We start from the raw sequence: 24,038 nt of genomic DNA, 5'->3' as shown, positions 1-24,038 counted from the left end.
GGCCTGAGAGAATGTCTGGTAAAGTGCGGATAAATCCATTTCATCCACAAAGTGGCGTAGCAGACGGACCGGGTCATCCTTTGGAATTTGAAATTCAAAATTTAAGGGAAGGCAGAGTTGAAAACTTCCGCCGAGGGATGTATAATCTCCTTGTAAAATTTGATTTTGCATATCTATATTTTACGCCTGTTGCCAAGGATTTTTAAGTCCTTGGCAACATTTTTTTGCAAACTAAAAGGGGCTGCTACACGTTGTTGATACGTGCAACAGCCCCGCACGATGCGTGATAATCTATTTTTTTCTCAGCCCTCGACGGTCTTCTGTGCCTTGAGCACCTTCGCGGCAATGCCCTTCATCTTCGCCGTCGACACGGAGCACGCAGCGATACGGACGCCGAGCTTGAGCGGCACAGCGAAGACAAGATCCTTGTGCAGCTCGTCGCAGACAGCTCCCGGATCCTTCGCCGGTACCGACAGGAAGAAACCGCCTTTGTACGGCAGAGCCTTCAGGCCGCAGGCTTTTGCTTCCTGCATGAAGATATCGCCGCGATGCTGGATGAGCTTGTAGAAGTCGTCGCGCTCCTTCTCAAACTGCGCAAGCGCAGCCTTATCCTGTTGGATACGCGTGAGCAGCGTCATCGCGCCGCGGTTGATATTCGACCACGTCGCACGGCTCGTATACTTGTTGATTTCTTTGAACTCATCGATGACCGCCTCGCTCGAGGAGACAGCGATGATCGCGCCCGTGCGCTGCCCATACATCGTATAGCCTTTCGACATAGAGAAAGAGAACATGATGAGTACATTGTCCGGCAGACCGGCGAACTTATCCATGAATGCGCGCGTCTCATTCTTCTCGCCTGCATAGTCGATATAGGCGATATCTACGAGGATGCTCATCTTCTTCCCCTGCGCGGCATACTTCTTCGTGAGCGCGAGTACAGCGTCCCAGTCCTCCTCCGTGAGGCTGAAGCCCGTCGGATTATGGGCCGGCGTATTGATGATGACGAGCAGACTGTCCTGCCCCTTCATGATCTCATCGACCTTCGCCGTATAGGCAGAGATGTTGAAATGCTGCTGCTCATCGAAGAGCGTATAATTCGCGAGCTTGCAGCCACACTCGTTACAGATGACATTATACGTACCCCAGAACCAGTCCGAGGTCAGTACGTAGGTACCACGCTCCGCATAGTTGGCAACGGCATGATGGATGGCACCCGTGCCGCCTGCCGTCGCCACAGCCCCGCAATACCCCTCAGGCTTGTGGTCGGCGAATGTCAGGTCGATGACCGCATCGAGATAGTCCGGCAGACCGGAAATCGGCGCGTAGGCGATGATATCCTCCATCGGCAACGAACGATAGACGCGCTCCATCGTCGGCAGGCAGGCAAGTTTCCCATCGTCGTCAATCATCGTGCCGATGGTCGCGTTCGTAACCTTCTCCGCGCCGTACTTCGCCACAGCCTCACGGCAGGCAGCGCTCGCACCGAAAATCGCGTCTTTGAGTCTCTTGTCCCTTGCATGAGATGCAGCCATACTATTCGTCATCTGATAACTCCTCCTTAATTGCTCAACTTGTCTTATCATACGCCATAAAAGGACAACTGTCTATATCATCAAACGCATGTATACAAAATTCTTCACCTATCTCTGTCAGAAAGTCATTCTACCACGCTTTCTTTTCACCTGACTATTTCTCTTTTTTCTTGACAACGATGCTCACGCTGATCTCCGGATTGGTCACTGTGACGCCGCTCGGCAGATCGAGCCGTACCGTAAGTTTCTCCGACTCCGTCACCTTGCTGAGGTCGATCTTCTCCGTATCGACAGAGCTCAATGGCGCGAGCACCTTGCTTTCACCTGCAATCTCGAGCTTGATGGGATCCGTGCGTACCTCGCTGAGCGTCAGATTGTCTGGCAGGCTGCCATCAAGCACCGGATGAATGGTGACGATTTTCTTCGTGAGGCCTCTTGCGAGCTGGACCGTAACTTCTGTTGCCGACGGTACGACCTTCACATCATGCACCTCGCGGCCATCGGCATTGAGCGCTGTAAGGGGCACCTGCAGGTCGAAATCCGTACTATTGCCAGAAAGCCCGACATAGCCCACGACGCGCGTGACACTCTCCACTGCCGACTGCGGACCCTCGATTGTCACGATGGACGAAGCCTGCGTGACCTTCGCAACGGTCGTGCCGGGCGCAGAGTTCCCTGTCACGATGACATCTGCCCGCACCTGTCTCTGGATGATCTTATCGAGGTTGAACTCCACTGTCTCCGGCTGTACCTCGACAAGCTCGAACCCCTGCGGCAGCGCTGTCTGTACCTTGTACGACTGCTTCCCCGCCTCCGCGCCGCCCAAGTCCACATAAGCGCGAAAATCATCTGCCGTCGCAGAGACAAAAAGCGAGCGTGCGCCGCGCACCTTGATTTTCACGGTATCCTCGCTCTTCGTGACCTTGTAGCCCTCCGGGCTGTTGACCACAGCCACCGGTACCGTAAACGAACCTTCAATGGCGGGGTTCTGGTCGCTCATCACAACAACCCAGAGCACGACAGCTACGCCGAGCGCCACGATTTTCGCCGGCAGGTTGCGGCGGAAGATACTATTGATGCGATTCATCATTTCTCTTTCCTCCAGTTCTCCCACATCTCTCGGAGACTCTGCCTTTTGGAGGAAAATACCGGCTCTAATATGGCCTTGAGTGTCTCCGTATCAAGATGACGCATGATATGGCCATTCTCTGCAACAGAGACCGTTCCCGTCTCCTCGCTCACGACAACGATGAGCGCATCGCATTGTTCCGAAAGGCCGATGGCCGCACGATGGCGCGTGCCAAGCTCTGTCGACAGTGACCGGTTCTCCGTGAGCGGCAGCAGACAGCCAGCCGCGATGAGGCGATTGCCGCGAATCACCGCGGCACCATCGTGCAGCGGCGTATTGGGAATGAATACATTGAGCAGGAAATCTGCTGTTATAAGGCCATCGATCTGAATTCCTGTCGCACTGATGTCGTTGAGTCCCATCTCGCGTTCGATGACGAGCAGCGCCCCCGTCTTTGTCGAGGACAGCGTGCGCACAGCCCGCGTGAGCTCATGCACCACGGAACGCGCCTGCTCGTCGTCAAGCAGCGTGCCGTTACCAAGGAACCTCCCCTGTCCGAGATGTTCAAGCCCGCGGCGCAGTTCCGGTTGAAAGACAATCGGCAGCGCCACGAAAATCAGCGTCACCGCTTTCTGCAGCAGCCAGGAGATGACATGTAGCTCGAACGCATTACAGACGAGCGTGACGCCAAGCAGCACGAGCAGTCCTTTGACCAGCGTGATGGCGCGCGTATCCTGCAGCATCTCGTAAATCTTGTAGAGGATGATGGCAACAATCAAGATATCGACGATGTCGAGCGGTCCCACCGTCGAAAGAATGCCGCGAATCGGCAGCGGAATTTGTGGTATCTGGAAATCGACCGGCATAAGCAAAACCCCTTAGAACGAACAAACACCTTTTCTTTTTCTATTCTCGCAGCTTTTGCTAAAATCCTTGTTACCTGAACAAAAAAATAGTATAAAAACTCCCCTTCCAGACTGTGAGCTCAACTTTCCTCTGGAAAAGTCAGAAGCATCCCGGGGCGGATTGCCCCGGGATGCTTCTGTGCAAAACTCGTTACTTGACCTCATGCACCCAGCCTGCCGGCCCCTCGATCGTGCCGAGCTGAATGCCGCGCAGCGTATCATAGAGCTTCTGGAGCACTGGGCCCATCTTCTCCATGCCGCTCGCGATGTTATAGACCTTATCGTGATCGACGACCTTGCCCACCGGGCAGATGACAGCCGCCGTGCCGCAGAGACCCGCCTCCGCGAAATCACCGACCTCGGTGAGCTTCACCGGACGGTGTTCCACCTTCATACCGAGCATATCCGTCGCAATCGTGATGAGCGAGCGACGCGTGATGGACGGCAGAATGGAATCTGACTTCGGCGTCACGAGCGTGCCATCCTTCTTGACAAAGAGGAAGTTCGCGCCGCCCGTCTCCTCGACATATGTGCGCGTCGCCGGATCGAGGAACATGTTCTCATCAAAGCCATTCGTATGCGCCGTGATGTAGGCATGCAGGCTCATCGCATAGTTGAGGCCAGCCTTGATATGGCCCGTACCGCGCGGGGCAGCGCGATCGAAGTCGCTCACGCAGATCGTGATTGGCTTGACACCATTCTTGAAATATGAGCCGACCGGGGTACCGAAGAGACGGAACTGATACTCATCTGACGGCTTGACCCCGATGACAGGGCCCGACGCGAAGAGATACGGACGCAGATAGAGCGCACCGCCCGTCTCGAACGGAGGAATCCAGTCCCTGTTCGCCGCGACGACCTGGTCAACAGCCTCCATGAACATCTCCTCGGAAACCGGGGGCATCTCCAGCCGCTTTGCGGAGTCGATCATGCGCTTCGCATTCATATCCGGGCGGAACGTAACCGTGCGGCCATCCTTTGTCTTGTACGCCTTGAGGCCCTCGAACACCTCTTGGCAATACTGCAGGATACCGGCACATTCATTGAGCGTCACGTTCGGATTGTCCGTCAGGCCGCCCTTGCCCCACTTGCCGTCTTTATAGTTTGCCACATAGCGCTGGGAAATCGGCTGATACGAAAACCCAAGTTTTGACCAATCAACATTCACTTTTGACATAAATCCTGCCCCTTTTCGTTTCATGTACCTTACTATGTAAATCCCCAAGAGCGCAAGCCGCAGGCGCAGCGCGATTGGCTGGACTTACTGTAAGGGCGATGCACAATGTCCACAAAGTAGATGTTTGTGCATGTAGCTTACTAGAGTGATTTCTATTCTAATGCAGCATTTTTGAGTTGTCAAGTTGTAAAGCGCGGCGTACCTCATTTTATATCTGCACCCGTTTGGCGACGGCGCAGATTCACAAGCGCGCGCGGCAACTGCGCGAGGACATCGGAGGCAATGAGACCATCGCCGCTGTGCGACGCCGCGAGATCACCCGCGAGGCCGTGCAGATAGACGCCGGCGAGCGGCGCCAAAGCGCTCTCCATCTGCTGCATGAGACCGACGACCGTACCTGCAAGCACATCGCCGCAGCCAGCCGTCGCCATGCCAGGATTCCCCTTCGTCGTGAAAAAGACTTCACCGTTCGGGTAGGCGACGAGCGTGCACTCGCTTTTTGCGACGATGACGCTCTGCAAACGCGCTGCCGCCTCACGGACACACTTCAGCAAATCCTGGCGCACCGCCTCCACCGTCTCGCCCAAGAGGCCAGCCAGCTCGCCGAGATGCGGTGTGAGCACCGGCATCTGCTTGCATCGCGCGAGTTCCTTGAGGTGTCCGTGGAAGGCGAACAATGCATCGGCGTCTAGCACAAAAGGCTTCTCGAGATACGCGGCGAATTTACGCACGACCTCTCCCGTCGCCTCCAACCTGCCGAGGCCAGGTCCGATGAGCACCGCATCCTTTCCCTCGGAAAGCTCGAGGAGCCTCGCGAGTGCCTCATCGCCGCCCATGACGCCCGGCGCGCACTCCGGTACCGGCACTGTCATGACCTCCGTCGTCTTCATCTCCATGAGCTCCGCGATGCTTTCCGGCACCGCGAGCGTCACCATACCTGCGCCGATCCGCAGCGCTGCAAGCGATGCGAGATACGCAGCTCCCGTCATGCCTCGTGAACCTGCAACAACGAGCACGTGCCCGCAACTCCCCTTGTGTACATCAGGCGGGCGCAGCGGCAGGAGCGTCGTCGCCAGCGCATCGTCGAGCAATACCTGCCGTATCGATTTCTCCTCAAGCAGCTGGAGCGGCAGACCGATATCATCGACGAGCAGCTTCCCCGTCAGCGCCGCACCGGGGCAAAGGAAGTGTCCCACCTTCGGCAAACCGAAGGTAAGCGTCACCGCTGCCTGCATCGCTACGGTCGAAACAGCTCCCGTATCCGCGGCCACACCAGAAGGAATATCTATGGAGACAACCGATTTTCCCATGCCGTTGACAAGCTCGATGAGCCTTAGCACGGGCTTGCGCAACTCTCCTGAAAATCCCGTGCCGAGTACGCCGTCTACCACGGCGTCAGCAAGCCGCAGCGAAACCGTCAGCCTGTCCCAGGTCCGATCACTCGAAAGCTCGTGAATCTCAACGCCCATCTTTTTCACCGTCTCGCAATTCGCAGCCGTAGCCGGTGAAAAATGCGTCGCGTCTCCGATGAAGAAAATCTTCAGGCGCACGCCGAAATTCGACAAATGACGTGCCGCGACAAATGCATCACCACCGTTATTCCCCGAACCAGCAAGGACGATGACGCTCTTCCCAGCCACAGTGGTCCCCAGGAGCTCAACAACAGCTTCCGCAGTCCGATGACCGGCATTCTCCATGAGGACAGCTGTCGAAAGCCCGTATGTCTCCGCCGCCTTTTTGTCAATATCGCGCATTTCCTCTACAAGTGATATTCTCATTCTGCTCCCTCCATCACGCACTGTGCCGTTGCATACTCCCGCGCATGGCTTAGTGAGATGGCCACGCGCGTAACCCTTTTCCTCTGCGCGAGCTCAGCAAAGAATCCCGACAGCGTCACCTGGGGACAGCCGAGCTCATCCGGCAGAATCTCGATTTCCTGTAGGGTCCCGCCGCGCAATCCTGTGCCAAACGCTTTGAGCACGGCCTCTTTTCCAGCAAATCTCGCGGCAAAAGAAGCTGCCATCGATGCCCCGCGGCCCTCGCAGTACCCGCGTTCCGCGGGCGTATAGACGCGCTCACGAAACCGTGGGTTCGCGATGGCTTTTCTTACACGATTTATTTCTACAATGTCCGTGCCAATTCCTGCCAGCATACGCAATCATCCTCTCATATCATACGAGCCAAGCGGCCCTTGCTCTTGCGCAACAAACTACATGCACAGGCATCCGTATCATGGAAATCGTACATCACCTCTGAGAGCATTTTCCGCCGTTTGCGCTCCCCCTCGGACCTGCGTACTTGAGAAACCACACAGCAAAAAAGGACTGTGCATGGTCGCTTCGGCCATACAGCAGTCCCCCGAAATCCCTCAGAATGTTGTTGTCGTCACATGCGATCCATCTGCCACAGCGGCATTCGGCACCTGCCCACCCGTGCTCGCCGGTGCAGCTTCTCCTGTGTCCTTGTTCGGGTTCTTACCGCTTTCATTCGGATTGAAGCGCAGGCTGCGCGCGATGAGTACCTCGACACGGCGGTTCTTCATCCGTCCCGCCTCCGTACTGTTATCCGCAATCGGCCGGTATTCGCTGTAGCCGATTGCGCTGAATCGCTGCGGCTGCAGCTTTGGATTGAGCGAAAGGAGATACTTCATGAAATTCAACGCACGCTGCGAACTCAGCTCCCAGTTCGAAGGGAACTGCGCGCTGTGAATCGGCACATTGTCCGTATGTCCGGAGATGACGACACGCTCTGGGATGGCGGCGAGAAGCCCCGCAACGACGGGCCCGATGTTCTGTGCCTGGCCGCCGAGTTCCGCTGACCCTGACGGGAAGAGCGCCTTCTCCTTGATACGGATGAGCAGTCCATCCTCTGTAAGCTCCGTCGAAAGCTGATCTGTGAGCTGATTCTGATCGATGTACTCGTCCATTTCCCGTTTCGCCTGCTCGAGCGACTGATTCTCCTGGATATAGGCCGAGTTGCCGAAATCCTCATCCGACGGCATCTCCGCACGGCGTCCCGGATTCGGACCCATCTTGTCGAACATGGACGGGCCACCCATGTTGAACGCGGAACTGAATGCTTGCGCAAGGTCGGATACCTTCTTCTGATCCGTCTGCGAGATGGCGAAAAGCGATATGAAGAGCGCCAAGAGCAACGTCATGAGGTCAGAATACGGCAGCAGCCAAGCCTCGCCGGCCTCCTCCTCTTTCTGCTTGCCGCGTTTCTTACGAGCCATCCAATCACTCCTTCTTCACATTTTCGCGTTCCGACTGCGGGATGAAGACCATGAGCTTCGCTTCGATTGCCGTCGGAGAATCGCCAGCCTGCAGGGAAAGAATTCCCTCGATGATCATGCGCTTCTCGCTGACCTCCTCCTCCGAGAGCAGCTTCAGCTTATTTGCAAGCGGCAGCCAGAGGACATACGCCGTGAAAATACCGAGGATCGTGGCGACAAAAGCCGCGGCCACCGCGTGACCCAGCTTATTGATATCATCGAGGTTGCCGAGCGCCGCAATCAAACCGACGACGGCACCGAGAACGCCCAGCGTCGGCGCATACGTACCAGCCTGCGTCAGCATCGACCGGCCTTTGGAATGACGTTCCTGCATGACGGCGAGCTCCGCGTCAAGCACATCGCTGACAAAATCAGGATCCATGCCGTCAATAACCATATTGAGTCCCGTACGGAAAAACGGATCATCGATATCAGATACCTTATTCTCAAGTGCGAGGATACCTTCCCTACGCGCAATCTGCGAGAGCTCGACAAAGAGCTGCAAAAGCTCCGCCTTCGCGTGTGTCGCAGGCTTGAAAAACGTCATCTTGATGATCTTGGGCAGCGTCTTGAGCTCATCCATGCGGAACGCATTAAAAAGGCAAGCCACCGTACCACCGATAATGATGAGGAATGCCGCCGGGTTATTCAGCGCGCTGAGCGGGGCACCCTTCAGGACCATGCCGAAGAAGATGCAGAAAAATCCCAAGCACAAGCCGATGACTGTCGATATTTCCAAATAGAAGACCCCCTATACCCATCCTTGTGATACTCCCTTGTCTCTTAGTATAACATTCCCCATCGAAAAAGAAAATCCTACTTTCGCCGTGAAAAAAATTTCTCAGCATGACAATAAATTCCCCTTATTTTATCATATTCCAGTTCAATCTATGGTATAATATCAAAAGATAAGTGAAATTTATAGAGAAAGAAGCGATTGTATGGAATTGCGTCAGCTTGAATATTTCCAGATGGCGAGCCGACTGCGTAACATCACACGCGCTGCCGAGCGCCTGCGCGTCTCTCAGCCAAACATCACGGTCGCAATCAAGAAGCTCGAGGCCGAGCTCGGCATCCAGCTTTTCGACCGCAGCCAGAAGCAGCTCGCCCTGACGCCTGAGGGCGCCGTCTTCCTCAACCGCATCGAGCTCGCCCTGCGCAACATCCAGGATGCCGTCCTCGAGGTCAACGACTACAAGCAGCTCCAGAAGGGAACGATCAAGATCGGTATCCCCCCGATGATGGGTGCCTATCTTTTCCCGAAAATCTTTTCGAGCTTCCAGAAGAAATACTCCCATCTCGACATCTACTTACACGAGGAAGGCTCCATGTCGATTCGCGAGCAGCTCGAGCGCGACGAGCTCGATTTCGGCATCATCATCATCTCCGGCGCCTCGCACAATCTGCAGCTCCTGCCTATGACGACGAGCCAGATTGTCGCCTGCGTACCGGCGGGCAGCCCGCTTGCCGACAAGGAACGTCTCACGAAAGATGATATCGCCACGGCCAACGTCATCATGCTCAAGGAAGGCTCTTTCCTGCGTCAGACCATCCTCGGCAAACTCAAGGAACAGAGCATCACACCGAATATCGTACTCGAGTCCAACCAGGTCGTCACCATCAAGGGTCTCGTCGCGAGCGGCGTCGGCATCTCGTTCCTGCTCGACATGGTGCTCGAGGATGCCCCGGGCGTCAAGGCCATTCCGCTCGAGGAACCGCTCTTCGTCGACGTCGGCCTCGCTTGGAAAAAAGACCGCTACATCTCGAAAGCCGCCCAATCGTTCATCGATTTCTGCCGCGACACCCTGCGCAAGCGCGAAAGCGGAAACAACGCCGCGCAGTGATCTGACAGTGCAGTCATACTGATATCATATAACGAAAGCCTCTTCCCTCGACCATGAGAAAAGAGGCTTTTTGATCTGTGAACGATTGGTTGTTCTTCTCACCATTCCAGCAATCAGCCGAGATGCGCGAGGAAGTTCTCCATCATCTTCTTGCCGCCCGGCGTGAGGATGGACTCCGGATGGAACTGGATGCCCTCAACGTCGTACTCCCTGTGGCGCACCCCCATGATGGTGCCGTCAGCAAGCTCACTCGTCACCTCGAGCGAGGCCGGCAGAGTCTTGCGGTCGATGACGAGGGAATGATAGCGCCCCACGGGGATTTCCTGCGGGAGTCCTGCGTAGAGGCCCTTGCCGGTATGGCGCAGCGGCGAGGTCTTGCCGTGGACGATGGCGTCCGCGCGCACGACGTGGCCGCCGAAGACCTCGCCAATGGCCTGATGGCCGAGGCAGATGCCGAGGATGGGGACGCGCCCCGCGAACGCGCGGATGACGCTCTCCGTGATGCCCGCGTCCGCCGGCACGCCGGGCCCAGGCGAGAGCACAATACCGGCATAGCCTTTCTTCTCGATCTCTTCTACTGTCGTCTTATCATTGCGGACGACCTCGACGTCCGCGCCGAGTTCGGAGAGCAGCTGATATACGTTGTAGGTGAAGGAATCGTAATTATCTAAAAGCAACAGCATCGTTCTCTACCTCCTCGACGACTTCAAAGAGCGCTTTCGATTTCTGCAGGATTTCCTGATACTCCCGCTCGGGTACGGAGTCCGCGACGATGCCCGCGCCCGACTGGATGACGGCGGTGTCGTCGTTTTCAATGCGCATGGTGCGGAGCGTGATGCACATGTCCATATTGCCGGCGAAATCCATATAGCCGACTGTGCCCGAGTAGGTATCGCGCTTGACGGGCTCGAGGTCGTGGATGATCTCCATCGCGCGCAGTTTCGGCGCGCCGCTGACCGTGCCCGCGGGGAACGTCGCCCGCAGGACGTCCATCGGCGTGAAGCCCTGCCTGAGCCGTCCCGTGACCTCGGAGACCATGTGCATGACGTGGCTGAAATACTCGACCTTGCGCAGCTTCGTGACGCGCACGGTACCGGCATCGCTGATGCGGCCGATGTCATTGCGCGCGAGATCGACGAGCATGGAGTGCTCCGCGCATTCCTTCGCGTCCGCCGTGAGATCTGTCGCGAGCGCCGCGTCCTCCGCCGCATCTTTACCGCGCTTGCGCGTGCCGGCGATCGGATAGGTGAAGATCTGCTTGCCCGCGACTTTCACGAGCATCTCCGGCGAGGCACCGACGAGCTTGACGCTGCCGAAATTGATATAAAACATATACGGCGACGGATTGACCTGGCGCAAGCGGCGGTAGAAATGGAAGCTTGGCTTCGTGATTTTCGCGCGGAACTGACGGGAGGGCACGACCTGGAAGATATCGCCCGCGAAGATGTGCTCCTTCGCCTTTTCGATGGCGGCGATGAAATCCGCTGGCGCCTTGCCGAATTTCTTGAGGAAGTCGAGCGGCACCCTGCGCTGCGTCTTCGGCGCCGCGTGCGGGGCGAGCGGCGCTGAAAGCTTGCCTGTGAGCGCCTCCATCTTCGCCGCCGCCTCTTCATAGGCCTCAGCAGCAGGCTTGCCCTTGGTGTCAACGAGGCAGATGAGCCGCGCGCTGTTCTTGAGGGCGTCGATGACGACGAGCACGCGGCAGAGCATAAACTGGCCGAGCAGCTCCTCATCGCCAATCGCCATGCCGCGCACGCGGTCGAATGTCGCGACGACCTCATAGTTGAAATAGCCGACGAGACCGCCGTTCGCGAGTGGCAGCTGCGCGTCCTCGAGCGCGGGGCGGAACCGCGCCATATACTGCTTGATGGTATCGACGGGCGCGCCGTCGATGCTTTTCATGAGATCGTTCTCCTTGATCATCAGCTTGTCCCTGAATACCTGGAGCCGCGCAAAGGGCTCCGCGCCGATGAAGGAAAACCGTCCGAACTGCTGCTGCGTGGTATCGACGGACTCGAGGATGAATCCTTTCTCCTCATCGACGAGCTTGTAATAGACCGATACCGGTGTATCGAGATCCATATTGATTTCTGTCGAGACGGCAATGAGATTCTTCTCCTGCGCCAAGCAGCAGAAATCCTCAAGATTCGGTGTCAATTTCATCATATTCACTCCCTGTCTGGCTGCGAGGCCTGCCACCCGCATTCCTGCGATCATCAGATCTGTCCCGCGATTCCCTTATCCCGGAAATCAGGAACATCTGGTAATTTCCTCTCCTCTGTGGTAGGCTGAAGTCATATTTCACGAAGAAAAGAGGTATCCTCATGGACACACATTGCGTCGGTTTCCCACCGAGCATCGACGCCGGCTGCCGCGTCCTGGTGCTCGGCTCGATGCCGAGCGTCAAGTCCCTCGCGGCGCAGCAATACTACGCACATCCGCAGAACAGATTCTGGCCGCTCATGGCGCTGCTCCTGACGGGAGCGGCCGAGCCGCCCGCTGACTACGGCGAGCGCCTCCATCTGCTGCTCTCACATCACATCGCGCTCTGGGACGCGATCGCGAGCTGCGAGCGCGTCGGCAGCCTCGATACGGCCATCCACGAGGAACGCGGCAACGATTTCACCTCGTTCCTCGCGGCGCATCCCGCGATCCATACCATCTGCTTCAACGGTGCGAAATCATATCAATGCTTCCGCCGCTACAACCGGCCGCTCCTCACGCGCGCCGACCTTACATTCCATCAGCTGCCGTCGACCAGCCCCGCCAACGCGAAATGGCGCCTGCCGATGCTCGCCGAGGTCTGGGGCGAAGCGATTCTCGGGACGCCGCCCGCAGGCAAGCTCAGTTCGCGCAGTACGCCGCGTCAAGCGCCTCGCGCATCGCGCGGATGAGCGCCATGGCGTCGTCGAACTGCCCCTTCATGAGACGTCCGACCACGGCGCTGCCGACGATGACGGCATCCGCATGCACCGCCGCATCGACCGCCGCCTCCGGCGAACCGATGCCGAAACCGACGGCCAGCGGCGTGTCCGTGAAGGAGCGCGCCTGCGCGCAGACCTTGCCGATAGTCGAGTAGTCGATTTTCTTGACGCCCGTGACGCCATTGTTCGAAACACAGTAGATGAAGCCCGTCGCGCCGACGCAGGTCTCTTTCATGCGCGCCGGCGTCGTGCCCGGCGTGATGAACTCCGCGAGATGGAACGACTGCTCCGCGCAGATGCGGCGCATCTCGCCCGACTCCTCGTGCGGCACATCCGGTACGATGATGCCGTCCATGCCCGCCGCCTTGAAGTCCTTGACGAACCGTTCGAAGCCGTAGTGCAGCATCGTGTTGGCGTAGCCCATGCCGATGAGCGGGATGTCGGAAAACGTGCGGATCTGCCGAACGATCTCGAGTTCCTTTTGCGTCGTCATGCCGCCGCGCAGCGCGCAGACCGAGGCATCCTGAATGACCGGCCCGTCCGCCATCGGATCGGAGAACGGCAGGCCGAGCTCGATGACGTCCGCCCCCGCCTTTTCCGCTTCCTTGACGGCCCGGAGGGTCGTCTGGATGTCGGGCGCACCCGCCGTGATATAGATGAAGATCCCCTTGCGGCCCGCTGCCTTGCGCGCGGCCATTTTTTTATCGAAACGCGTCTGCATAGTTTCTGCCTCCACTCTCTGCTCCATCATTCGATCTCCTGTCCGAGCGCCTTTGCGACCATCGCTACGTCCTTGTCACCGCGCCCGGAAAGACAGACGACGACGCTCTGATCCTTTGTCGTCTGCGGCATGAGCTGCTCAAGATACGCGAGCGCGTGCGAGCTCTCCATCGCGGGGATGATGCCCTCGATCTCCGAGAGACGCTGGAACGCGTCGAGCGCCTCCCGATCCGTCACGGAGACGTATTTCGCGATGCCCGTGTCCTTGAAGAAGGAGTGCTCCGGGCCGACGCCCGGGTAGTCAAGACCGGCGGAGATACTGTACGCCTCAACGACCTGCCCGTCCGGCGTCTGCAGCAGATAGCTGTAAGCCCCGTGCAGGATGCCCGGCTCGCCCGCACCTGAGAGCGTGCGCGCGTTCTCCCCCGTCGCCGCGCCGCGGCCGCCCGCCTCGACGCCGATTTTCACGACCGCCTTGTCATTGCGGAAATCGTAGAATGTGCCAATGGCGTTGCTGCCGCCGCCGACGCAGGCGACGACGTAGTTCGGCAGGCCGCCGATCTTCTCCTGCGCCTGCGCGCGGATCTCTTCGCTGATGACCTTCTGGAAATCGCGCACGATGGTCGGATAGGGATGCGGCCCGACGGCGGAGCCGATGATATAGTGCGTATCCGTGATATTCGTCGCCCAGTAGCGGATGGCCTCGCTCGTCGCGTCCTTGAGCGTACCCGTGCCAGAGGATACGGGGATGACCTTCGCGCCGAGGAGCTTCATGCGGAATACGTTGAGCTTCTGCCGCTCGACATCGACGGCGCCCATGAAGACGTGGCATTCCATGCCGAAGAGCGCCGCGACCGTCGCCGAAGCGACGCCATGCTGGCCCGCGCCTGTCTCGGCGACAATACGCTTCTTGCCCATGCGCTTCGCGAGCAGCGCCTGCCCGAGCGCATTGTTGATCTTATGCGCGCCCGTATGCAAGAGGTCCTCCCGTTTGAGGAAGATGCGCGCCCTGCCGTAATGTTCCGTGAGTTTCTTCGCGTAGTAGAGATTCGTCGGACGGCCCGCATACTCGCGCAGATACGTGCGAAACTCCTGCTGGAACTCCGGATCTTCCTTGTATTTCGCGTAATTTTCCTCAAGCTCGTTGAGTGCCGGCATGACGATTTCCGGTACATACTGCCCGCCGAACTTGCCGAATCTTCCCTTGGTATTCATGAAAACCTCTCCTTTATCCATTTCTGCCTGTGCTCAGGCGGTTGCTTCCTGTTCCTTGCCGACGCCGACGAACGCCCGCGTCTGTGCCGCGATGTCCTCCGCCCGCACGAGGCCCTCGCCGACGAGGATGCCATCGCAGCCCGCATCGCGCAGCTTCTCCGCGTCCTCGTGCGTGAAGACGCCGCTCTCGCTGATGAGCGTCCGGCTTCTGTCGGCGAACGGCAGCAACGCGAGCGTGTTCTCGATGCTCGTCGTGAATGTCACGAGATTCCGGTTGTTGATGCCGATGAACTCCGCCGGTGTCGCGAGTGCCGCCGCCATATCGCGCTCATCATGCACCTCGATGAGCGCGTCCATGCCGAGGCTCCAGGTCGTATAGAGATACTCCTTGAGCTGCGCCGGCGTGAGGATGCGCGCGATGAGCAGCACGGCATCCGCACCGAGCAGCCGCGCCTCGTAGAGCTGGTACTCGTCAATGACGAAATCCTTACGCAAAAGCGGCAGCGCGACCTCCTTGCGCACGCGGACGAAATCCTCATTGCACCCGAGAAAATGCGGATCCGTATGCACCGAGAGCATGCTCGCGCCGTTCGCCTCGTAGATGCGCGCAAGCTGGTCGACCGTATGCGTGCGGTTGAGCCGTCCCTTCGCGGGCGACTGCAGCTTGCACTCGGCGATGAGGCTCCACGGCTCCGCGCGGAACCGCTCCGCCATGCGGAACGTCCCGGGGCGCAGGCGCGCCTTCACCTCCGCGAGCGGCAGACGTTCTTTCGCCTCGCGCACGATGTCTTTTTTCTTCTCCACGATCTCAGCAAGTATATCCCTCATCATATCCTCCTATGCTTCCTGCGCGAGCCGTTGCACGGCCTGCATGAATTCCTTGATCTTCCCGATGGATTTTTCCCCATGCACCTCGAGGCTTCCCGAGACATCCACACCGTAGGGATGGAATGTCTCGTAAAGCTCCGGCAAGTTCTCCGCCGCAACGCCGCCCGCGACGAGCAGGCGCTCGCGGATTCCGGCTGTGCGGACGGCCTCCGCCGCCTCGCGCCAGGCGAACCGCCGGCCCGTGCCGCCGGGGAGCGCCGCCGTCCCGCTGTCGAGCAGGATGAGCTCCGCGGGGAACGCCGCCGCCGCGCGCGCGTCGAAACCATCGCCGAAGCGATACGCCTTGATGACCGGCACCCGCACCTGCCGCGCGTAGTCGGCGTCCTCATGTCCGTGCAGCTGGACGAAATCCAGCTTGCAGGCGGCGGCGATCTCGTTGACGCGCGCGACCGGCGCATCGACGAAGACGCCGACCTTCTTCGCGCGCCGCAGGCTAGCGCCGATGGCTGCCGCCTGCTCCGGCGTCACCGCGCGGCGGCTCTTCGCCCAGAAGATGAAGCCGACGAGATCCGCCCCCGCCGCCTCGGCCGTCTCGGCCGCCTCACGCGTTTTCATACCGCACAGCTTTGCTTTCATTGCCAGCACTCCTTTCTTGCCACGCTCTATCATTCGTGCAAATGCACAAATGTTTATCTTGAACACTTGCAACAGTTGCAACGTGCGATGCCCTACATTGCTTTTTCCACAGCCTTTTTCTGGAATATCTTCCGAAAACATCACATGAAAAAGCCCCGACAGGATTCCTCCTGCCGGGGCGATATACTCGCGGTGCCACCCAGTTCATGTATGAAAAATACACCTCATTTCAGGTACGGGAACACATCCGATACCCTAGCCTGCTAACGGAGGCAGCCGTTCCAGCCTACTCCGCTGATACGCAACGTTTCGGTGGACTCTCACAGGACCATTCACACAGTACCCCTGGCCGACCATCTCACCTCCGGATTCCCGGACATCGGCTCGCTTGACAGTGGTTGACTGCACTACTATTTCCCGCTCTCTGATTTACTGAGCTATTCACTTGATGGCTCTTATCATAAACCGCACATGTAATATTGTCAACCCTTTTCCTCAAAAAAAAAGAAAATGCCGTCGCGATGAGCTTAGCATTTTCCTCAGCTTTCATGGCAGATCATCCGGCAATGGCGGTGGCACCATAGCATCCGACTCTCTCTGTGCAGTGGCACATGGCAGGAATTCCAACGCTGTACCGCGATGCTCGCGCAGCAACTCCGGATCGACGTCGAATCCCCGCGCCACATCTTCCCAATGATTATTGATCTTCTTCCTATCGAGCACCGACTGGATATCTTTCCCAGAGGCATTGGCAATCTCCGCCGCTTCGAATACGTCAAAGCTACGGTAGCCATCACGCAACAATGCCAACGCTTTTCCTTCCGAAATGTTACTCCTAACCGCAAGATGACGCGCTTCTATTTCCATCATCACGCCGCGTATCTGTTCACGCGTGATGTGGAGTTCCCCGTCCACCTCACGCCAGTCTTTGCCATCTCGTTTCAACGCCAAAACATCTTTGAATGACTCGCCGCTGATCTTCGCCAGCATCGCCGCATGACCGATGTCGCGGAAATCGCGCTTGGCTTCAATGGCTGCACGGACTTCGCTTTCATCGATACAGAATGCCTCGGCAATATGCTTCGCAGCTTTCTCTGGATCCACCTGCATCACCGGCGGCGGCTGTCCCTGCCACGCCTCCGCTTCCGCTCTGACCTGGCCTACGGTATGAACGTAGCCAAACGCTCCTCCGCCAACCAGCAGCAAGCCAACAGCCATACCGATCAACACTTTCTTCCTATTGCTCCTCATATCGCACTATCCCTTTCCATCCCTCGGTTATCCATCCTCTTGGACCGATACCTGCCACTTGCGCAACAGTCCCCTGCAACGGCCCAAATGATCGTCGATTCCATCCAGTCCCCGTCCTCGCGTACCCGCCTTCCCCTCCATTGTCGCCCACCACACGCACTCCATGATGAATCAAGAAGCACCTGCACAGGCCACAGGCGATTAAAAATTTTCGTACAATAGTGACACATAATGTCACCACAACAAACAACCGCACGCAGGCACACGACGCGAGAAGCACAATCTCCTCCCATCGGGTCGAAGAGCTGGATAAAATCAAACATCTCGAAATACATACAGGAAGAATATCCTCTCCTATAACATATTTCCATTCTCACAGTATAAAGATATACAATTAGACCCTTTTTAGCTCGTTGTTAGAAGTGACTTCAAATGAAATCATACCTGCGCACCATTTTCCTTAGGGAAGCACTGATGCAATGAGGTGCTCCGGATTTACGCGGATACCCTGTATCTCCCTGGGAGATACACCGGAGGCGTAGCGGCAAAACGCTCCATCGCGTTTTGTGCTGAGGATTGTCAAGGGCGGGAGGACCGTGCAGTCGTGTGAAGACGGAGTGCCGAAGTAATCAATGCTTCCTTAGTTTCATGAAATCCGGAGGTCCAACGCAGCAACGTATTTCTTGAAATCACCGCCTCACTCCGCCTCAAAAAGAAATTTTCTCAGAGACAAAAAGAAAAACGAGGAAATATTCCGGAAGATGTTGTATAATGGATGTGTATGCTAAACGAAAAGAGGTGACACGAATGACGGAACAGGAACTCGAAAAGCTCGTCCAGGACAAACTCAATGAGGCCTACAAGGCCAATGAGCATCCGCACAAGTTCTTCATCACTGCGAACGGTCGTGGCGTCACGGACGGTGGCGATCTGTACAATGCGGTCCTGCAGGATGTGATGCGCGTCATGCAGCAGGCCATGACAGACATCCTCAAGGAAGTCGTAAAGAAATAAACGGCAGCAAAAAGCGCTGCGGGAGCCAGCTGGTTCCCGCAGCGCTTTTATATTCTCTCCTCGCGCCTATCACGCGAAATGCGCGAGCGCCTCCGTGAAGTCCTGCACGAACTCCACCGTGCCGAGGTAGGTGTCATCTTCTCCGTATACCGCCTGGTAGCGCACGCCGACGGGCTTGCCCATGATGCGACGCCAGACAACCATGTGATCGCGCTTCTTCGCCTTGAAATCGGCGAGCATCTGACGCACGACCGGGATGATCTGCGGCGGATGGCACTCATAGACCTTGCGGCCGAGCGCCGAGCGCGGCCGCGCGAAGATCTTGCCCTCGTTGAGGAAATAGCGCAGCACATCGTCTTCGTCGATGAACGTGATGTCCACAGGGAAAAGCGCAAGCAGCGCGCGCAGCTGGCGGACGGTGAGCTCCCCTGTCTCGAGCTGGACCTTGCCGTCGAGGATCTCCTCACGCGCGAGCGCTTCCTGCTGCTCGGCGCACCACGTCTCCGCTTCTTCCCATTTGGGCTGAGTGTCCGTTGGCGGCACGGCGGCGAAGTCCTTGTCATCGCGGTAGACGGCATACCACTCTTCCTGCGTGAAATAACGCACGGCGAGCGGGAAGAGAATGCGCTCCTCCTTGACCATCATCTCCCGGATGCGCGTCATGAGATCATGCAGGCGGCCGCGGTAAATCACGACATTCTCCGCGTCCTCCTTCAGCGCCTTCGTGAGGACACCGAGCTCCTTCTTGATCTCGTCATCGACGCCCCACATGACTTCCGACGGCCCCGTCACGCCATAGCGATAGAGGATGGGCATGAGGAGCTCTTCCTTCTTCGCGTAATGCGCGCGCAGAGCGTTGAGCCGCGGGAACGCGGCGGCGAAGGCCGTGCCGTCCTCCTTCTTGCCCAGCAGACGGAAGAGCGCCGTCAGCTGATGTTCGAGCGCCTCGTTCTCCCGCCGCAGAATGGAGATAGGATGCCCCTCCGGCAGGCCGTCGAGTTCCGGGGCCGCCTGTGCCGCCCGCTCGGTCGCCGCCCGCTGGGCGGCAATCTCCTCCTCACTGCTCCCGCAGAAGAGCGCGGAATGGAGGTCGCAGAGCTTCTGGAGTTTCTGGGGCGCGACACCGTCACGCAGCAACGACTGCTCCGCCTCCATGATCTCCTCCGGCTGGACATCCACGAACGACCGCACGAAATCGCGGCGCACAGAGGCGAGTTCCTCTCCCTGCTGCAGGCGATCGAGATAGCCGCGCAAAACTTCTTTTTTCGTCTCCTTCATCATGTTTTCCTCACTTTCTCCATGTTTATCTGAAACAAAATTCCGTATCACATTCTCTGATGAATATGATACGGAATTTTCTTCGTCAATGCTGTTTCATTTGTTACTGGCCGCTGGTATCCTCTGCCGCACCATCGAGTTTCACCATAGCGATCTCATCGCAGTTCGGGAACTTCGGGCAGTCGATGCAGTCTTTCCAGACCTTCTGCGGCAGGGCATCCTTCGTCACCGTATGGAAGCCGAGCGTCTGGAAGAATCCCGGCTTATATGTGAGCGTAAAGAACTTTTCTACGCCGAGCGTCCTTCCCTCCGCCATGAGGCGGCGGACGATTTCCCCGCCGATGCCGTGGCGCGTCAGCCGGGGCGAGACGGCCATCGTCCGGATCTCCGCCAGTCTGTCCCAGAGGATATGCAGCCCGCCCACGCCGACAATCTCGCCCGCGTCGTCCTCCGCAACGATCATGTCTCGCAGCGTCTCATAGAGCGTATTGCGCGAACGCGCGAGCATCACGCCGTCCCCCGCATAATCATTGACCAGGGCAAAGATTGCCTCAATGTCGGCAAATGTCGCCTTGCGATATTTCATACTGAACACCTCTGAGAAAAGATAGTCTGCCTCGGCGGCAGGAATCCGCCGCGCTCCGCCTCATTCCGCATGGCCCGCGCTCGGGCAGACGGGCGCGAGCGGACACGTCTCGCAGAGCGGCCGACGCGCCTTGCAGACGCGCCGCCCATGCCAGATGAGCCAGTGATGCGCGTCCGACCACTTTTCCTTAGGAATGGCGCGCTGGAGGCCGCGCTCAACCGCGAGCGGCGTCTCCCCCACCGCGAGATGCAGCCGGTTCGCCACGCGGAAGACATGCGTGTCGACAGCGATGGCCGGGCGGTGGAACGCGATGGAAGTCACGACGTTCGCCGTCTTGCGGCCGACGCCCGGAAGCTTCAGGAGCGCGTCGTAGTCCTCCGGCACCTCGCCGCCGTACTGCTCGCAGAGCGTCACACAGGTCGCCATGATATTCTTCGCCTTGTTGCGGAAGAGCCCGCAGTCACGGATCTCCTCCTCGAGCTGCGGCAGGCCGAGCGCGACGATGGCCGCAGGCGTCGGCGCCTTGGCGAAGAGCCGCGCGGTCGTGACGTTGACGCGCTTATCCGTGCATTGCGCCGAGAGGATGACTGCGATGAGCAGCTCGAACGGATTGCGAAACTTGAGCGCCGGCTTGGCGCCGAGATACGTCTGCTCGAGGATGCGGATCTGCTCCTCCTTGATTTTCTTCGTGACGCGCATATCAGTTCGTGAGGCTGCGCACCGGTGCCGGGATGCGTCCGCCGCGCGCGATGAACGCCGCTGAGCTGTACTGGTTGCGCACGGGCACGATCGGGCAATAGCCGAGCAGGCCGCCGAACTCGACCGTATCGCCGACCTTCTTGCCCGGCACAGGGATGACGCGCACAGCCGTCGTCTTGTTGTTGATCATGCCGATGGCCGCCTCGTCCGCGATGATGCCGGAGATCGTCGCCGCCGTCGTATCGCCCTCGATGGCGATCATGTCGAGACCGACGGAGCAGACGCAGGTCATGGCCTCGAGCTTCTCGATGGAGAGGCTGCCCTGCGAGACGGCGTGGATCATACCCTCGTCCTCGCTCACGGGGATGAATGCGCCCGAGAGGCCGCCGACATGGGAGGACGCCATGAGGCCGCCCTTCTTCACGGCATCGTTGAGCATCGCCAGCGCCGCCGTCGTACCCGGCGCACCGCACGCCTCCAGTCCCATCTCCTCGAGGATGCGCGCGACGCTGTCACCGACGGCCGGCGTCGGCGCGAGGGAGAGGTCGATGATGCCGAACGGTACGCCGAGGCGCTTGCTCGCCTCGCGCGCGACCATCTGGCCCACGCGCGTAATCTTGAACGCCGTCTTCTTGATGGTCTCCGCGACCTCGGTGAAATCCGCGCCCTTCATGCCCTCGAGCGCGTGCTTCACGACGCCCGGACCGCTGACGCCGACGCTCACGACCTTGTCGCCCTCGCTGACGCCGTGGAACGCCCCCGCCATGAACGGGTTGTCTCCCGGCGCATTGCAGAACACGACGAGCTTCGCGCAGCCGAGCGCCTCCTGCTCCCGCGTGAGCTCCGCCGTGCGCTTGATGACCTCACCCATCTCGCGCACGCAGTCCATGTTGATGCCGGCCTTCGTCGAGCCGAGATTGACAGAGGAACAGACGATATCCGTCGTCGCGAGCGCCTGTGGGATCGACTGGATGAGCGTGCGGTCACCCTTCGTGTAGCCCTTCTCCACGAGTGCGGAGAAACCGCCGATGAAATTGACGCCGACCTCCTTGCCCGCACGGTCGAGCGCCTCCGCCACCGGCACATAGGTATCCGTCTCGCAGGCATCCGCCGCGATGGCGATCGGCGTGACCGAGATGCGCTTATGGATGATGGGGATGCCGTACTCCGCCTCGATGTCCTCGCCTGTCTTCACGAGGAATTCCGCCGACTTCGTGATCTTGTCATAGATGTTCTGGCAGAACTTCGTGATGTTCGGATGCGCGCAGTCGCGCAGGGAAATGCCCATCGTGATCGTGCGCACGTCGAGCTTGTTCTCCGTAATCATCCGATTCGTTTCAAAAATATCATCAATGGTAATCAAATGAAGAAGCCTCCTCAGACGTTGTGCGTGACATTGAAGATGTCCATGTGCTGGGCCTTGATGTCAAGCCCCATTTCCTCGCCCTTGTCCTTGAGGACCTTCTGCAGCTCGCCGAGCTTCAGCTTGCTGTCCTCGCTCATCTCGGCGATCATGACCATGTTGAAGAAGCCTTCCATGATGTTCTGGTTGATATTGAGGATGTTGACATTGTTCTCCGCAAGGACGGAGCTCACCGTGGCGATGATGCCGACGCGGTCCTTGCCGACGATGGTAACGACTAATTTCATTGAGACATTTCTCCTTCACAGCGACACTTTGTGCACTCCCAAAAGTCATGGAGACAATGCACAGATACAAAGATGTATCTATTATTATAGCAAGACCAGCAGGAAAAACCAATAGCCCACACCCGCGTTTCTGGAAGATTTCCGAGAATTTGACAGAAATTCGCATTCTTTCTATAATGATGAAACCATCTTAACGATTGATCGTAAAGAAAGGATGCGATATTTCATGCGGTTTTCCGCCCGTGTTTCTGTTGTCTTACTGGCACTTGGCCATCTCTTCAACGATTTCTACTGCAACTTCCTGCCGGTGCTGCTGCCCATCATCATGCCGCGGCTCGACCTCTCGCTCACGCTCTCCGGGCTGCTCGTCATGGTCATGAGCATCGCGAGCAACATGATGCAGCCGGTGTTCGGCTTTCTCATGGATCGCCACCGCATGAGCTGGCTGCTTATCCCCGTCATCCCGTTCGGCGCCATCTGCATCTGCACGATCGGTTTTCTCACGACGAAGGCGATGCTCTTCCTGCTGATCGCGCTCACGGGGCTCTCTGTCTCCGCCTTCCACCCGCTCGGCTCCTCGCTCGTCGCCAAGGTCGCGCCTGCCGGCCGACAGGGACAGTCCATGTCACTCTATGTGGCAGGCGGCAACATCGGCTTCGCGTTCGCGCCCGTCGTCATCGTCGCCTATACGCAGGCCCTGCCGCTCTCCGCACTTCCCTGGCTCATCCTGCCGAGCCTCTGCATGATGGGACTTTACGCGTATTCCGGGCTCGCCCGCTTCTCGACGATACAGGAGACATCTCCCTCTGACCGCCTGCCGCTTCGCAAGATGCTGCGGAATCCTTCCGTTGTCCGTCTCAACATCGCAATGGGACTGCGCTGCTGGACGCATGTCGCCGTCTCGACCTTCCTGCCGCTGCTGCTCGTGAGCGCCGGCTACTCCGCGATGATCTCCGGCACGCTCCTCACGCTCTTCCTCGCCGGCTGCGCGTGCGGCGGCATCACGGGCGGCATGCTCGGCGACCGCTTCGGCCACAAGCGCATCATCCTCGGCGCACTCATCCTCGCCGTCGCGCCGACCGCTTATTTCTTCACGCACGCGGGGACAGCACCGCTTTCGCTGCTCGCGCTCTTCCTCTCCGGCGCTTTCCTCATCGCCTCCCAGCCGAGCTCCATCGTCTGGGCACAGCGCGCGATGCCCGGCAGCGCCGGCATGGCCTCGGGCATGATGATGGGCCTCTCCTTCGGCTTCGGCAGCCTCGGCGCCGCCCTCACGGCAGCCATCGCCGACCAGATCGGCCTCGCCCCGGCCCTGCTCCTCACGACGCTGCCGCTCATCCTCTCCATCTTTGTCGCCGCAGCAACGCCTTATCCAGAAAATGCGCGCACGCAAAAAGCAGAGACCGCTGCCTGACGCACGCTGTCTCCGCTAT

24 protein-coding genes and 1 pseudogene are annotated in these 24,038 nt (G+C 58.5%); 4 read left to right on the top strand and 21 right to left on the bottom strand.

What is annotated here, in order from left to right:
* The 9 genes and pseudogenes from F599_RS16265 to motA all read right to left on the bottom strand — a co-directional run.
* Window positions 1–171, bottom strand: a pseudogene (locus tag F599_RS16265) (IS5/IS1182 family transposase); the annotation flags it as partial.
* Between the two features lie 131 nt (window positions 172–302).
* A complete protein-coding gene (locus tag F599_RS0108755) occupies window positions 303–1,547 on the bottom strand; it encodes an aminotransferase class I/II-fold pyridoxal phosphate-dependent enzyme (protein WP_019543150.1) in 1,245 nt (414 codons plus the stop codon).
* Window positions 1,548–1,689: 142 nt separating this feature from the next.
* Window positions 1,690–2,625 (bottom strand): CdaR family protein, encoded by a 936-nt coding sequence (locus F599_RS0108750; RefSeq protein WP_026327919.1) that lies wholly within the window; start codon window positions 2,623–2,625, stop codon window positions 1,690–1,692.
* Entirely contained in the window at window positions 2,622–3,470 is an 849-nt protein-coding gene (gene cdaA / locus F599_RS0108745) for a diadenylate cyclase CdaA (RefSeq protein WP_019543148.1), read from the bottom strand. The genes F599_RS0108750 and cdaA overlap by 4 nt, the downstream gene beginning before the upstream one ends.
* A 190-nt stretch (window positions 3,471–3,660) precedes the next feature.
* Window positions 3,661–4,686 (bottom strand): branched-chain amino acid aminotransferase, encoded by a 1,026-nt coding sequence (locus tag F599_RS0108740; protein ID WP_019543147.1) that lies wholly within the window; start codon window positions 4,684–4,686, stop codon window positions 3,661–3,663.
* A gap of 203 nt (window positions 4,687–4,889) precedes the next feature.
* Window positions 4,890–6,464: a bifunctional ADP-dependent NAD(P)H-hydrate dehydratase/NAD(P)H-hydrate epimerase gene (locus F599_RS0108735; protein ID WP_026327918.1), complete on the bottom strand. Its 1,575-nt coding sequence runs from the start codon at window positions 6,462–6,464 to the stop codon at window positions 4,890–4,892.
* A complete protein-coding gene (acpS, locus tag F599_RS0108730) occupies window positions 6,461–6,838 on the bottom strand; it encodes a holo-ACP synthase (protein ID WP_019543145.1) in 378 nt (125 codons plus the stop codon). The genes F599_RS0108735 and acpS overlap by 4 nt, the downstream gene beginning before the upstream one ends.
* 216 nt (window positions 6,839–7,054) lie before the next feature.
* Window positions 7,055–7,921 (bottom strand): flagellar motor protein MotB, encoded by an 867-nt coding sequence (locus tag F599_RS0108725; protein ID WP_019543144.1) that lies wholly within the window; start codon window positions 7,919–7,921, stop codon window positions 7,055–7,057.
* Window positions 7,922–7,925: 4 nt separating this feature from the next.
* Window positions 7,926–8,699, bottom strand: a complete 774-nt coding sequence (gene motA / locus F599_RS0108720; RefSeq protein ID WP_026327917.1) for a flagellar motor stator protein MotA — start codon at window positions 8,697–8,699, stop codon at window positions 7,926–7,928.
* A 202-nt stretch (window positions 8,700–8,901) separates the two neighbouring features.
* On the opposite strand from motA, the gene F599_RS0108715 reads away from it, so the two are divergent.
* The gene (locus F599_RS0108715) at window positions 8,902–9,804 is read left to right on the top strand and encodes a LysR family transcriptional regulator (protein ID WP_019543142.1); all 903 of its coding nucleotides are present in this window, start codon (window positions 8,902–8,904) and stop codon (window positions 9,802–9,804) included.
* A 113-nt stretch (window positions 9,805–9,917) separates the two neighbouring features.
* Here the strand turns inward: F599_RS0108715 and F599_RS0108710 are convergent, their stop codons facing one another.
* Window positions 9,918–10,487 (bottom strand): anthranilate synthase component II, encoded by a 570-nt coding sequence (locus tag F599_RS0108710; protein ID WP_019543141.1) that lies wholly within the window; start codon window positions 10,485–10,487, stop codon window positions 9,918–9,920.
* Window positions 10,468–11,967: an anthranilate synthase component I gene (gene trpE / locus F599_RS0108705; RefSeq protein WP_019543140.1), complete on the bottom strand. Its 1,500-nt coding sequence runs from the start codon at window positions 11,965–11,967 to the stop codon at window positions 10,468–10,470. The genes F599_RS0108710 and trpE overlap by 20 nt, the downstream gene beginning before the upstream one ends.
* A 161-nt stretch (window positions 11,968–12,128) precedes the next feature.
* Between trpE and F599_RS0108700 the strand changes: the two genes are divergently transcribed.
* Window positions 12,129–12,698, top strand: a complete 570-nt coding sequence (locus F599_RS0108700) for a DNA-deoxyinosine glycosylase (protein ID WP_019543139.1) — start codon at window positions 12,129–12,131, stop codon at window positions 12,696–12,698.
* Here F599_RS0108700 and trpA read toward each other — a convergent pair.
* The 5 genes from trpA to F599_RS14005 form a co-directional block, all read right to left on the bottom strand.
* On the bottom strand, window positions 12,649–13,449 hold the full coding sequence (gene trpA / locus F599_RS0108695) for a tryptophan synthase subunit alpha (protein ID WP_026327916.1): 801 nt from the start codon (window positions 13,447–13,449) through the stop codon (window positions 12,649–12,651). The two genes, F599_RS0108700 and trpA, sit on opposite strands and share 50 nt — an antisense overlap.
* Before the next feature lie 26 nt (window positions 13,450–13,475).
* The gene (gene trpB, locus F599_RS0108690) at window positions 13,476–14,663 is read right to left on the bottom strand and encodes a tryptophan synthase subunit beta (protein WP_026327915.1); all 1,188 of its coding nucleotides are present in this window, start codon (window positions 14,661–14,663) and stop codon (window positions 13,476–13,478) included.
* Window positions 14,664–14,696: 33 nt separating this feature from the next.
* Window positions 14,697–15,491 (bottom strand): indole-3-glycerol phosphate synthase TrpC, encoded by a 795-nt coding sequence (trpC, locus tag F599_RS0108685; RefSeq protein WP_026327914.1) that lies wholly within the window; start codon window positions 15,489–15,491, stop codon window positions 14,697–14,699.
* A gap of 9 nt (window positions 15,492–15,500) precedes the next feature.
* Window positions 15,501–16,127, bottom strand: coding sequence for a phosphoribosylanthranilate isomerase (locus tag F599_RS0108680; protein WP_019543135.1), 627 nt, complete (start codon window positions 16,125–16,127; stop codon window positions 15,501–15,503).
* A 546-nt stretch (window positions 16,128–16,673) separates the two neighbouring features.
* Window positions 16,674–17,354 carry a hypothetical protein gene (locus F599_RS14005; RefSeq protein WP_019543134.1) on the bottom strand — a complete coding sequence of 227 codons (681 nt, stop codon included), beginning with the start codon at window positions 17,352–17,354 and terminating at the stop codon, window positions 16,674–16,676.
* Between the two features lie 831 nt (window positions 17,355–18,185).
* Between F599_RS14005 and F599_RS0108670 the strand changes: the two genes are divergently transcribed.
* On the top strand, window positions 18,186–18,392 hold the full coding sequence (locus F599_RS0108670) for a hypothetical protein (protein WP_019543133.1): 207 nt from the start codon (window positions 18,186–18,188) through the stop codon (window positions 18,390–18,392).
* Window positions 18,393–18,461: 69 nt separating this feature from the next.
* Here F599_RS0108670 and F599_RS14000 read toward each other — a convergent pair whose 3' ends face one another.
* From F599_RS14000 to F599_RS0108645, 5 genes are all read right to left on the bottom strand, one after another.
* A complete protein-coding gene (locus F599_RS14000) occupies window positions 18,462–19,673 on the bottom strand; it encodes a DUF438 domain-containing protein (protein WP_019543132.1) in 1,212 nt (403 codons plus the stop codon).
* Between the two features lie 100 nt (window positions 19,674–19,773).
* The gene (locus tag F599_RS0108660) at window positions 19,774–20,256 is read right to left on the bottom strand and encodes an N-acetyltransferase (RefSeq protein ID WP_019543131.1); all 483 of its coding nucleotides are present in this window, start codon (window positions 20,254–20,256) and stop codon (window positions 19,774–19,776) included.
* Between the two features lie 60 nt (window positions 20,257–20,316).
* Entirely contained in the window at window positions 20,317–20,955 is a 639-nt protein-coding gene (gene nth, locus F599_RS0108655; protein WP_019543130.1) for an endonuclease III, read from the bottom strand.
* A 1-nt stretch (window position 20,956) separates the two neighbouring features.
* Window positions 20,957–22,318, bottom strand: coding sequence for a PFL family protein (locus tag F599_RS0108650; RefSeq protein WP_019543129.1), 1,362 nt, complete (start codon window positions 22,316–22,318; stop codon window positions 20,957–20,959).
* A gap of 14 nt (window positions 22,319–22,332) precedes the next feature.
* On the bottom strand, window positions 22,333–22,605 hold the full coding sequence (locus F599_RS0108645; RefSeq protein WP_019543128.1) for an ACT domain-containing protein: 273 nt from the start codon (window positions 22,603–22,605) through the stop codon (window positions 22,333–22,335).
* Window positions 22,606–22,831: 226 nt separating this feature from the next.
* Between F599_RS0108645 and F599_RS0108640 the strand changes: the two genes are divergently transcribed.
* On the top strand, window positions 22,832–24,019 hold the full coding sequence (locus F599_RS0108640) for an MFS transporter (RefSeq protein ID WP_019543127.1): 1,188 nt from the start codon (window positions 22,832–22,834) through the stop codon (window positions 24,017–24,019).
* Window positions 24,020–24,038: the final 19 nt, after the last annotated feature.

Origin of the sequence: Selenomonas bovis DSM 23594 (assembly GCF_000381005.1) — a bacterium.
GTDB lineage: Bacteria > Bacillota > Negativicutes > Selenomonadales > Selenomonadaceae > Selenomonas_C > Selenomonas_C bovis.
This window is presented reverse-complemented; position numbering and strand designations above follow the sequence as displayed.

What these genes read in the sequence shown, in the direction of transcription:
- F599_RS0108755 (WP_019543150.1), bottom strand. Translation starts at nt 1,547, where the DNA reads ATGACGAATAGTATGGCTGCATCTCATGCAAGGGACAAGAGACTCAAA.
- F599_RS0108750 (WP_026327919.1), bottom strand. Translation starts at nt 2,625, where the DNA reads ATGATGAATCGCATCAATAGTATCTTCCGCCGCAACCTGCCGGCGAAA.
- cdaA (WP_019543148.1), bottom strand. Translation starts at nt 3,470, where the DNA reads ATGCCGGTCGATTTCCAGATACCACAAATTCCGCTGCCGATTCGCGGC.
- F599_RS0108740 (WP_019543147.1), bottom strand. Translation starts at nt 4,686, where the DNA reads ATGTCAAAAGTGAATGTTGATTGGTCAAAACTTGGGTTTTCGTATCAG.
- F599_RS0108735 (WP_026327918.1), bottom strand. Translation starts at nt 6,464, where the DNA reads ATGAGAATATCACTTGTAGAGGAAATGCGCGATATTGACAAAAAGGCG.
- acpS (WP_019543145.1), bottom strand. Translation starts at nt 6,838, where the DNA reads ATGCTGGCAGGAATTGGCACGGACATTGTAGAAATAAATCGTGTAAGA.
- F599_RS0108725 (WP_019543144.1), bottom strand. Translation starts at nt 7,921, where the DNA reads ATGGCTCGTAAGAAACGCGGCAAGCAGAAAGAGGAGGAGGCCGGCGAG.
- F599_RS0108715 (WP_019543142.1), top strand. Translation starts at nt 8,902, where the DNA reads ATGGAATTGCGTCAGCTTGAATATTTCCAGATGGCGAGCCGACTGCGT.
- F599_RS0108710 (WP_019543141.1), bottom strand. Translation starts at nt 10,487, where the DNA reads ATGCTGTTGCTTTTAGATAATTACGATTCCTTCACCTACAACGTATAT.
- trpE (WP_019543140.1), bottom strand. Translation starts at nt 11,967, where the DNA reads ATGAAATTGACACCGAATCTTGAGGATTTCTGCTGCTTGGCGCAGGAG.
- F599_RS0108700 (WP_019543139.1), top strand. Translation starts at nt 12,129, where the DNA reads ATGGACACACATTGCGTCGGTTTCCCACCGAGCATCGACGCCGGCTGC.
- trpA (WP_026327916.1), bottom strand. Translation starts at nt 13,449, where the DNA reads ATGCAGACGCGTTTCGATAAAAAAATGGCCGCGCGCAAGGCAGCGGGC.
- trpB (WP_026327915.1), bottom strand. Translation starts at nt 14,663, where the DNA reads ATGAATACCAAGGGAAGATTCGGCAAGTTCGGCGGGCAGTATGTACCG.
- trpC (WP_026327914.1), bottom strand. Translation starts at nt 15,491, where the DNA reads ATGAGGGATATACTTGCTGAGATCGTGGAGAAGAAAAAAGACATCGTG.
- F599_RS0108680 (WP_019543135.1), bottom strand. Translation starts at nt 16,127, where the DNA reads ATGAAAGCAAAGCTGTGCGGTATGAAAACGCGTGAGGCGGCCGAGACG.
- F599_RS0108670 (WP_019543133.1), top strand. Translation starts at nt 18,186, where the DNA reads ATGACGGAACAGGAACTCGAAAAGCTCGTCCAGGACAAACTCAATGAG.
- F599_RS14000 (WP_019543132.1), bottom strand. Translation starts at nt 19,673, where the DNA reads ATGATGAAGGAGACGAAAAAAGAAGTTTTGCGCGGCTATCTCGATCGC.
- F599_RS0108660 (WP_019543131.1), bottom strand. Translation starts at nt 20,256, where the DNA reads ATGAAATATCGCAAGGCGACATTTGCCGACATTGAGGCAATCTTTGCC.
- nth (WP_019543130.1), bottom strand. Translation starts at nt 20,955, where the DNA reads ATGCGCGTCACGAAGAAAATCAAGGAGGAGCAGATCCGCATCCTCGAG.
- F599_RS0108645 (WP_019543128.1), bottom strand. Translation starts at nt 22,605, where the DNA reads ATGAAATTAGTCGTTACCATCGTCGGCAAGGACCGCGTCGGCATCATC.
- F599_RS0108640 (WP_019543127.1), top strand. Translation starts at nt 22,832, where the DNA reads ATGCGGTTTTCCGCCCGTGTTTCTGTTGTCTTACTGGCACTTGGCCAT.